The sequence below is a fragment of the Caballeronia sp. M23-90 genome, from assembly GCF_053574605.1.
In genome coordinates, this window is the sequence record NZ_JBSIPA010000298.1 from 1 (window position 1) to 8066 (window position 8066).

Annotated in this window: 7 protein-coding genes; all 7 read right to left on the bottom strand. The window is 62.1% G+C overall.

Annotated features, from left to right (window positions below):
* Positions 1 to 565: NAD(P)/FAD-dependent oxidoreductase (locus ACRXB1_RS24160; RefSeq protein ID WP_449493468.1), on the bottom strand; the 565-nt coding region annotated here is incomplete at its 3' end.
* Positions 566 to 610: 45 nt separating this feature from the next.
* Positions 611 to 2257, bottom strand: coding sequence for an FAD-dependent oxidoreductase (locus ACRXB1_RS24165; protein ID WP_449493469.1), 1647 nt, complete (start codon positions 2255 to 2257; stop codon positions 611 to 613).
* Positions 2258 to 2326: 69 nt separating this feature from the next.
* A complete protein-coding gene (locus tag ACRXB1_RS24170; RefSeq protein ID WP_449493470.1) occupies positions 2327 to 3697 on the bottom strand; it encodes an MmgE/PrpD family protein in 1371 nt (456 codons plus the stop codon).
* A gap of 26 nt (positions 3698 to 3723) precedes the next feature.
* On the bottom strand, positions 3724 to 4782 hold the full coding sequence (locus tag ACRXB1_RS24175; RefSeq protein WP_449493471.1) for a flavin reductase family protein: 1059 nt from the start codon (positions 4780 to 4782) through the stop codon (positions 3724 to 3726).
* Between the two features lie 10 nt (positions 4783 to 4792).
* Positions 4793 to 6082: an aromatic ring-hydroxylating oxygenase subunit alpha gene (locus tag ACRXB1_RS24180; RefSeq protein WP_449493473.1), complete on the bottom strand. Its 1290-nt coding sequence runs from the start codon at positions 6080 to 6082 to the stop codon at positions 4793 to 4795.
* 82 nt (positions 6083 to 6164) lie between these two features.
* Positions 6165 to 6986 carry a nitrilase-related carbon-nitrogen hydrolase gene (locus tag ACRXB1_RS24185; protein WP_449493472.1) on the bottom strand — a complete coding sequence of 274 codons (822 nt, stop codon included), beginning with the start codon at positions 6984 to 6986 and terminating at the stop codon, positions 6165 to 6167.
* Positions 6987 to 7002: 16 nt separating this feature from the next.
* Positions 7003 to 7917 carry a glycine betaine ABC transporter substrate-binding protein gene (locus ACRXB1_RS24190; protein WP_174363487.1) on the bottom strand — a complete coding sequence of 305 codons (915 nt, stop codon included), beginning with the start codon at positions 7915 to 7917 and terminating at the stop codon, positions 7003 to 7005.
* Positions 7918 to 8066 lie beyond the last annotated feature (149 nt).

The window sequence follows — 8066 nt, forward strand, 5'->3', positions numbered from 1 at the left end:
TGACCACCCGTGCGCCGCGCCGCTCGAACCCCGTGACCTCCGTGTGCTGCATCAGCCGGCCACCGCAATCCTGCATCGCCCAGGCGTAAGCCTGCAACGTGCGATGCGGATTTGCATGGCCGCCGAAGTGATAGAAGTAGCCGGCATGGACGTTATCGCCCGCGAAAGGCACGAGTTCGCGGACTTGTTTCGCATCGAGAATATCCGAGCGCAATCCGTGATACGCGCCGTTATCGAGCGCGCGTCGGTATAACGTGAACTGCTGTTCATCCAGCGCGATCCGAATCCGGTTCGGCCTGAATTCAGTAGGATATCCAAGCAATTCATCCATCATCGGCCAGAGACGTTGTTCTTCGAGGAACAACGGGCTGTGATGGTGGGAACAGCCGCCGCCATTCCGCCCGGATGCGCCCCAGCCGATCAATCCTGCATCGAGCACGAGCACGTCGACGCCTTCGCGGGCGAGCCACCATCCGGCGCTCAAGCCCGTGACGCCGCCGCCAATGATGACCACCGACGCCCCTTTGGCGTCCTGCGTGACGCTGCCCTGTGTACTGTGTTCCATCGCGTTCCCTGTCCTGGTGCTGCGTATGTCGATGCGTCTCCACCCCTACTCGCTCGCAACCACCCCGCCCGTCTCGCGGCCGGCGGCGGTATAAAGCGGAGTCGCGCGCCAGAACGGCACCCATTGCGATGCAATGCCGAACCAACTGTCCCAATGGTCACCAAGCGCAGGGACTTCTCCCAGGGCAGCAAGCTGATTGAGCGGCAACGGGCGCACGGGCGACCGGAAGGTGGCGAGCGGCATGCCGGCAAGCGGGGTCGCCGAACCGATCGAAAGTAAGGTCGCAACCTGCTCGCGGCAACGGCGGCCCTGGCACGGCCCCATGCATGCGCGTGTGAGGCGCTTGACGATATCGGGACTTGGCGGACCTTCGAGCACGAGAGAAGCCAGGGTGCGGGCAGTCGCCGGATCGGCCTGACGGCTCCAGTCGAGATAGCGCGGCGGACGAACGGTCAGGATTTCGACGGCCGTGACCTCCTCGCATTGGCAGACGAAGGGTTCGCCTTTCGCTTCGATGACCGACGCGCGGACCCAAGCTTCACGGGATCGGGCAGGGTCGTTCACGCATGTGTCGGGCACTACGCTAGTTTCCAATTGCGCCGGAGACTCATCAACGCCTAACGCGCGGAGTGCGGCAACGGCGGCGATGCGCCCCTCGTGACGGGCGGTATCGGCGGAAAGATGTTTCGTATCCCAGACGCCCGCGCAATCGCCCACCGCCAAAATGAAGGGCAGCGATGTACGTTGCGACTCATCGACCACGGCAACATTGCCGCCGCGATCCGCGTTGAACGCGGTCCTGCAACCTGCCGCTTCCAGCAATTCGATTGCAGGAATGGCCGCGATGCCGAGCAGCACCGTGTCGCACTCAACCAACCGCTGTGCACCGGGCAGATGCCGGTGGTCTGCATCGATTGCGCAAAGCGTCACCGATGTCACGCCATAAGCATCTCCCAGCGCCTCATGGATCACATGCTGCGTGAACAATTGCGCACCGCGTTCGACGAGTCGCGCCAGCAACGCAGCGTCGCCAGGGACAGACGTAGCCTGCTCAACAATAGCCGCGATCCGCACGCCTGCATCCGACAGCGCGTTGGCAATCTGAAGCGCATGCGTGTCGCTGCCGAGCAGCACCGCGACCCGCGCATCCAGTGCCCCGTAAGTCGAACTGAGCCGGTAGGCCGCGCTCGCGCCCATCACGCCGGGCCGCTGCCAGCCGTCGAAGGCGAGGCCCATGTCGCGACGCCCCGCCGCCACGATCACCTGCCCGAAACGCATGAGATAGGCGCTGTCGCTATCGGCGAATCCGGCAACACGGCCTTCAATCCACGCCGCAGTTGGACGTTGCGAGAAGAGTCCCCAGACTGCCGTGCCGAGACGGACATCGACACCCGCTTCCAGCAGTTCGCCAAGTTCGGGACTGGCTTCCAGCATTGCTTCGAGCATCGCGTTGCGGTTGCTCAGCGCCGCGCCCATACGTCCGCCGAAATGCAGCGGCACCTCTTCGCCCATGGTCTCGAGCGGGACGGGATTTTCATCGACGAGCGTCACGCGCATGCCGCGGCCGGCCGCTTGCATGGCAGCGGCAAGTCCCGCCGGCCCCGCCCCGATGATGAGCAGGTCGGTTTCATGCTGGATCGGCGGCGCTTTGCCCGCAACCGATGCCGGATCGAACTGAATGTGCTGGCCCACGAGCGTCCTTTGTTCCAATGTTCGCAATGGTGTCCGATGATTATCGGGCGGCACGCTGCCCGTCCCCGGTCACAAAACCGACGTCATCGCATCATCGTGCGACGATTGAGCGGACGGCGCAGTCAGCACCCGTTCCTTCAGCGAGTGCATTGCGCTCGCGGATTCGTGCAGCGAGAGGACATCTTCTTCGATTTGCTGCGCGAGCCGATCGCCGAAGCGCGCCGATGTCAGCGATCGGAATTTGGACAGCAGCGCGTCCTGCGGCATCGGATTGTCCGGACCACCCACGGCCGTGACCGGACCCGAGTCCAGTCGCGCGCCATCACGTGTCGTGACCACCACGCGAGCCCAGCGCTCGGCGGGAAATGCTGCGCTGAACTCCGCGCGCTCAACCGTTCGCAGGCGGGGCAAGAGGTCGCGAAGACGCGCGTCCGAAAGACCTTCGGACTGGATCGTGCGGGCATCGACACGACCATCTGCGAGCGCCGCCGCGACGGGAAACAGCACACCGTATTGCGCTTCCTCGGTATTCGCGGGAAAGGTCGAACATAGCCGCGTCGCTTCGTGGAAGGTTTCGATGGTCACGCTCTCGATCATCTCGGGCGACAGGTCATGTCCGGCGCGCAATTGCAGCGCGGCAGCAATCGACGGATGCGCCCATCGGCAGACGGGGTAAGGTTTGACGTACTGCTCTAGAATCATCCAGCGCTCGCCGAGGTCTTCCCACAACGCCGGTTCATGCGCTTCAACTGTCAAAGCTGGCGCGCCAGTGAAACCGCGCTGCGCAAAAAGCGCCGCGCTGACTCCGGCCATGCTGCCCCAGCCGGAGCCGTCTTTGAGCATGGTCGGAAAGTCTATGCAACGCATCATTTCGCTGCGCGGACCGTGATATTCAGCGATCCCCAGCGCATGGCGCGTCGTGATCTCGTCGAGTTTCAGCGATCGTGCGCACAGCGCCGCTGCGGCCAGTGCGTTCCATGCGCCTGAAGTGTGATATTCGCTGCTCGATGCATGCAGCGCGATACCCGCGCGTGTGCCGATTTCATAACCGAGCACGAAATTGACGATCGCCTCACGGCCATCCATCGACGGATCGCGTTCCGCCATCGCGAGCAATGCGGGCAGCACGGCCACGCCGACGTGACCCTTGGTCAGCACGTGGCCATCGTGGCCGTCGAAGCTGTCGATGGTCATGCCTCCCGCCAGCGCCGCACCGAGAGGACTGGCGAGACGCCCGTCGAAGAGCATGCGTACTGCATTACGGCCCGCGCCGAAAAAATCGAACGCGTGGTCGCATGCAATCCGGGCGAGGCTCGTGCCGCTGCCTGCCGCTGCCACGCCCAGCAAATCGAGCATGAGGCTTTGCGCGCGTTCCACTACCTCGCGCGGCAGGTCATCGAAACAAAGCTCATGGATAAAACGTCCCGCGTGTTGTTGCATGACAGGGTTCCCCGGTTCAACTGCAATCAGAATTCCAGCGTGACATCCGACATGGCGCGGCTGGAACACGCGAGCACCAATCCCTGCGCTTCTTCCGCTCCCGATAAACCGCCCTGATGCCGCATCTCGATCACGCCCGATACACGGCGCAGCTTGCATGTGCCGCACATACCGCTCGCGCAGCCGCACGGAATCACGACGTTCTGACGCGACGCCGCCATCAGGATCGTTTCGTTTGCATGCGTCCGGAAGGTCTTGTCACCGAGTTTTATGTGATGTGTGACGCTGTTGTCCATTGCGTCCGGCGCTTCGGACGGGAACGGATCAACAGGCGCGAAATGTTCGACATGAAAGCCCGCATGGCGCGCGCCGTCGGCGGCATGGATGCGCCTGACCTCGTCCATGAAGCTCGCCGGACCGCAGCAATACACTTCGCGCAGATTGAAGTCGGGCACAACTGCAGAAATGAGGCGTCGTGAAACGCGCCCGCGCAGGCCGAACCAGCCGGCCGCAGGAGCGCTCAGCGCGACGCTGACCTGCAGGTTCGGCATGCTGGCCTGCAGTGCCGCGAGTTCGCGCGCAAAGAGGATATCTTCCGTACCGCGCGCCGCGTGAAACCATGCCACGTCGGCGTGCGGACAACGCAGCGCAAGCGTGCGCAACATCGACATCAGGGGCGAGGCGCCCGAGCCCGCCGAGACCAGCGCAAGCGGCTTCACACGTTGTGCGTCGAATTCAAGCCGGAACTGCCCGAGCGGATAACGCGCGTCGAGTGTCATGCCCGGGCGCAATGTGTCGTGCAGCCAGCGCGTGGCGCGGCCATCGTCCGGCGCCTTGATCGTGAGTTCGAGCATGCCGGTTCCCAATGGCGACGATGCAATCGAGAACGTGCGCTGCAACCGTTCTCCGGCTATGTCGAGTGTGAGCATCATCGATTGGCCGGGCATGAACGGCATTGCGCCGCTTGCATCGAGATCACGCAGCACGATGGTTTTCACAGTCCGTGTTTCGATACGAATCTCGACGCATTCGAGCGTCCGGTCAGCCGGGCCTTCCACGAATGACGCCGGTGCAATGCGCTGCATTGTCGGATCCTCAACCATGAGCATGCAACGTAAATGTGCGGCGCCCGAGTTCCGTCTTCTCCAGATACGCCGCCAGCTTGCCGGCGTACCAGTTGGTGAAATTGCGCAGCATGAATTCGGATGGCGCGTAGGGCCCTGGAACATAGGCCTTCGATGCGACGCCCAGATGGTTGTTGGCCGCAAGCCGCGCATCTTGCGCGTTGGTCGCGCGCCAGACGGACGTGAGCTTTTCAATGTTGTAATCGACACCTTCCACCGCGTCTTCGTGCACGAGCCACGTCGTGCGCAGCGCCGTCCGGTTCGCGGAAAGCGGCAGGATGCGAAAATGGATGATGTGATCGGCGAGAAAATGATTCCAGTTGTTCGGAACCCTGAACATCCGCACCGAACCAAGATCGGGGTCGGTCAGGTTCCCGAGCAGCTTCAGGCACGCTGGCGAACCGTCGGGCGTGAAAGACACCGCCCCGCGATGAAACGGCAGGCGGATGCAGCGAAATTCGTTGCCGCCATCGGCCGGCAGATGCACGAGGTCTTGCGCGTCCCAGTGCCGCGCCTGACTTTCCATCAGTCCTCGGAAGTAGGCGGAGCCGGCGGGATCATCGGGCAGTGCAAATTCGACGAGCGTGGCAAGCAGTTCAGGGTGATTGCCGCTGCAGTGATAACACTCGCGATTGTTTTCGATGACGAGCTTCCAGTTCGCGTCTTCGATCAGTGTCTCGACGTGCGCGACTTTCGTGCGCTCGGGTGCATGCGGTGCGATATACGGCGCAACGGAGCGGCGAAACCGCGTGATATCCGGCGGTGTATCAGCAATGCACACGTACACCATGCCGCAGATCACTTCGACGTTTACCGGCGCGAGACCGTAGGCCTCACGATCGAAACCGGCGGGCATTTGCCGCGCGTGGAGCAACGCGCCATCGAGGTCGTACACCCATTGGTGATAAGGGCACACCAGCCGGTGAACATGGCCTTGCGACTCGCTGCAAATGCGCGACCCACGATGCCTGCACGTATTGAAGAATGCCTTGACCTCGCCATCCTGCGCACGCATGACAACAATAGATGTCTCGCCGATCTCCATTGTCAGGTAATCGCCCGGCGCGCGAATCTCCGCGACGTTGCACGCATAAAGCCATTCGTTGGAGAAGACCGCGTCGATGTCGAGATCGTGAAACGCAGGATCGATGTAGAACGGCCGCGCAAGACTGAAACCTTCTCGCCGTTCATCGAGCAGGGCCTGTAGCTGCACCGCATCCACCATCTCGTTCTCCGTCGTAGAGCGATTGAGTGAAACCATTTTCACCTGACGATTTCCCGCGTGTCCGCAGGGACGCGACCAACGTCAACACGAAAGCGACGTTTTGCGTCGGGTCATGCGATCAGCTCCGGTTTCTGGCGTTGGCGTCCCGCACGGTCGGCAAGGCAAAACGTGCGCGCCTGACATCGCCGTAATCCAGCGATGCAATCACCAGCTCCTCGCGCGGTTCCCGGCTTTCTGCCAGGATCTTGCCGTGGGGATCGAGAATGCGGGAGCCGCCCCAGAAATGCAGGTCGCCCTCGCGTCCCACCCGATTCGCCATCACGATCGGCAACCCATAAACGAGTGCGTAAAAGCGCAACACCGTATCCCATCCGCGTGGGTTGTCGAATTGATCGCCGACCGCTTCCAGCGCAGAACTGATCGGCGCGATACCGAGCGTCATGCCGGCGCATGCCGCGCCGTGGACCAGCGAAGGATTCCACCAGTCCGCGCAGATCGGCGTTGTGACCTGCCAGCGAGTGTCGCCGAGAGGAAACGAGCTCAATGTGCTGCCGGGCGCGTAGAACTTGCCGTCGTCGAGCTTGCCGTAGGTCGCAAGCCCGATCTTCCGATGCACATGCACCACGCGGGCATGCGCAAGCGTCGCCACGCTGTTATAGAACTGCGCACCCGGCGCTTCCTCGATAAAACCCACCACCGTATGCATCGGCCCGGATGATTCGGCAAGCCGGCAAAGTACCGCGTGATCGGCGGGCATTGCGAGGCGCAGTGCATCGGCACCCGCGCCGTGACCGACCAGCGAGAGTTCGGGAAACACCAGCACGTTCACGTTCGCTGCGCGAGCCTCGGCCATCAGCAGCAGATGCCGCTCGACGTTGCCGGCAATATCGCCGTGAATGGTCTCGACCTGCGCGGCCGCGACGATCAAGCCATCGTTCATGATCGGTCGCGTCCTCTTACATCAGCCCGGACGATTTGAGAAACTCGCTTGCGACATCATCGACAGACTTCTTCGATACATCCACTTCCGCATTGAGGCGCGCCATGGTCTTGTCATCGAGTTTCGCCGATATCGAATTGAGGATCGGGCCGAGCTTCGGGTTGGCATCGAGCGTGGCCTTCCGGATGACGGGCGTGAGCGCATAGGCAGGAAAGAAACCCTTGTCGTCGCGCAACGTGACGAAGTTGAAAGCGGGCACGCGGCCGTCAGTTGTGAACACCAGGGCTACCTGGACCTGCTTGTCTTTCAGCGCCTGGTAAGTGAGGCCTGAATCCATCCGCTTGATCTGCGCCGGCGAAAACGAAAAACCATACGCCTGTTGCAGCGGCTTCAAGCCATCAGGGCGCGCATAGAATTCCGAGTTGCACGCGAAGGTCAGGTCCTTGCCCGCACTCAGCGCCTTCGCAAGATCGCTTATGGTGGTAATGCCGAGCTTCGCGGCTTCGTCGCGGTTCATTGCGAGGCCATACGTATCATTCGCTTTCGAAGCATCGAGCCACACGATTCCCTTGGCGGCATCGAGTTGCTTCACGCGTGTGTACGTTTCTGCAGGCGTGAGGTGTTCGGTCACCTTGTTGTAGGTGATCAGCGAGGTTCCGGTGTATTCCCAGTACACGTCGATCTGCCCGTTCTCCTGCGCCTGACGCAACACCGTGCTGCCCATACCGTCTTTCTTCACGACGTTGAAACCCTTCGCCTGCAGCAACGCCGTGGTGATCTGCGCGAGCAGCACTTGCTCGGTGAAGTTCTTTCCGCCGACGGTCACGGTCGCTGCATCAGCGGCGCGTGCGGGTTGAACCGCAAGCAGGCCTGCCGCAACACAAAGAGCGGGTAACAGCGCGAGGGCACGGGAAAGTAGCCGGATATGCATGGAAGATCCAGTGAGGTGAAGAGGAAGACTTGACGATCACGGCACTCTTCGATCAGTCCGTGTTCGTGAAAGCCGCCGTGCAGGGCGTGATCAAGGAAGCCGTGATCGCCGCCGCCTTGACCGCCGCGATGATCCTGCTGTTTCTCGGC